General features: G+C 67.0%; 1 protein-coding gene. It reads left to right on the top strand.

What is annotated here, in order from left to right:
- Nucleotides 1–691 precede the first annotated feature (691 nt).
- Nucleotides 692–1,090: a PA2779 family protein gene (locus FVW20_RS15685; RefSeq protein WP_196610338.1), complete on the top strand. Its 399-nt coding sequence runs from the start codon at nucleotides 692–694 to the stop codon at nucleotides 1,088–1,090.
- Nucleotides 1,091–1,331: the final 241 nt, after the last annotated feature.

The following is a 1,331-nucleotide window of genomic DNA, read 5'->3' as shown; positions in this document are numbered from 1 at the left end:
TCCGCCTGCACGGCGGCCAGGGCGGCAGGGCCGCTCCGGGCGGCGTCCGCGGCAAGGTCGGCGTACAGCGCGGCGGCGTCGCGCCGGGTGGTGGTCGTTACGGCGGCTACGGGGGGAGCCAGGGGGGCGGCAGGCATGGCGGAAAATCCTCCGGTGCGGGGCTGGTGGGAATGCGGTCCGATGGCGCACACCCTACACGGGGGGAAACGGGATACGGCGGTCACGAGGGGAGCGCAACGGGGCGGCACGGCCATCCGGAGGGGGTGCGAGCATGGCGGCAGTCCCGGTCGGCCAATCGTATCAATCGTGCCAATCATGCCGGTCGTGACGGTAAGGCCGGTGGGTGGGGAATGATTGCCGTGATCAATGCGAAGTGGGAAGGACGAGGGACTTGCCGACAACGGGGGAGTGAGGCGCAGCCGCAGGGACTGCATCGGCAGCAGGTACCGTGCGGGTGCGCACGCACCGGAAAGCCAGCGGGGACGTGCGCCATGCCTTGGCCGCGCCCGTGCCGCATCCCGAAATGATTGTTGATACTTCGGTGCTGTTCAGTGTCTTGTAATCGCCATGCAAGTCTGCTAGGCAAGTCTAGAAAATTTCACGAATGCCGTGTGCGCGCCGCGCAAGCCGGACCCGGAACGGTGCGGTTCCGGGGTGACGGCGACGGCGACCCCCCAAGAAGGAGGAACACATGTACATGCTTCTGAACTGGCGCGCCCTGCGTCACATCGCCATGGTCATGGTGGCCATCATGGGCCTGCTCAGCTTCGTGCCCCGCGTGGAAGCCGCCTTCGTTCCCAATGCGGGCATCGTGGCCGGGGAACAGCGCTCCAGCGACATCGGCACCGTGCAGAAGGCCTTGGAAAACAAGATGGTTTCCGAGCGCCTGCAAGCCCTTGGCTACTCTTCCGCCGAAGTGGAACAGCGTCTGTCCATGCTGTCCGACGCCGAACTGCACGACCTGGCCAAGAAGATCGACAACCTGACCCACGGCGGCGACGGCTTCGGCTTCGTCATCGCCATCCTTGTCGTCATCCTGCTGGTGGTGCTGATCCTGCACTTCGCCGACCGCCGCGTGGTCATACAGTAACCGCGCTCTCCGCTTTACCCCCGCCGTCCGGGCAGGCCCCGGCCTGTCCGGACGGCGGGGGGACATTTTCGCCATGCCCATGAAATTTTCGTCAGCATGCCGGGCCATGCGACCGGCCCTTGCCTACCCGTGCGCCATCCGGTCACGGGCTCGCCGTCTGCTTTCGCGGTCTTTGCCGGCCCTGCTGCTGTGCGCCGCGCTGGTCTGCGCGGGCTGCGTGCGCGGCCCCGGCAGCCTTGCG

This window comes from Nitratidesulfovibrio oxamicus, from assembly GCF_015731765.1.
Lineage (GTDB): Bacteria > Desulfobacterota > Desulfovibrionia > Desulfovibrionales > Desulfovibrionaceae > Cupidesulfovibrio > Cupidesulfovibrio oxamicus.
The sequence above is the reverse complement of the archived record's forward strand: the minus strand, read 5'-3'. Positions and strand labels throughout refer to the sequence as shown.

Coding starts and splice junctions, on each gene's coding strand:
- FVW20_RS15685 (WP_196610338.1), top strand. CDS start 692: ATGTACATGCTTCTGAACTGGCGCGCCCTGCGTCACATCGCCATGGTC.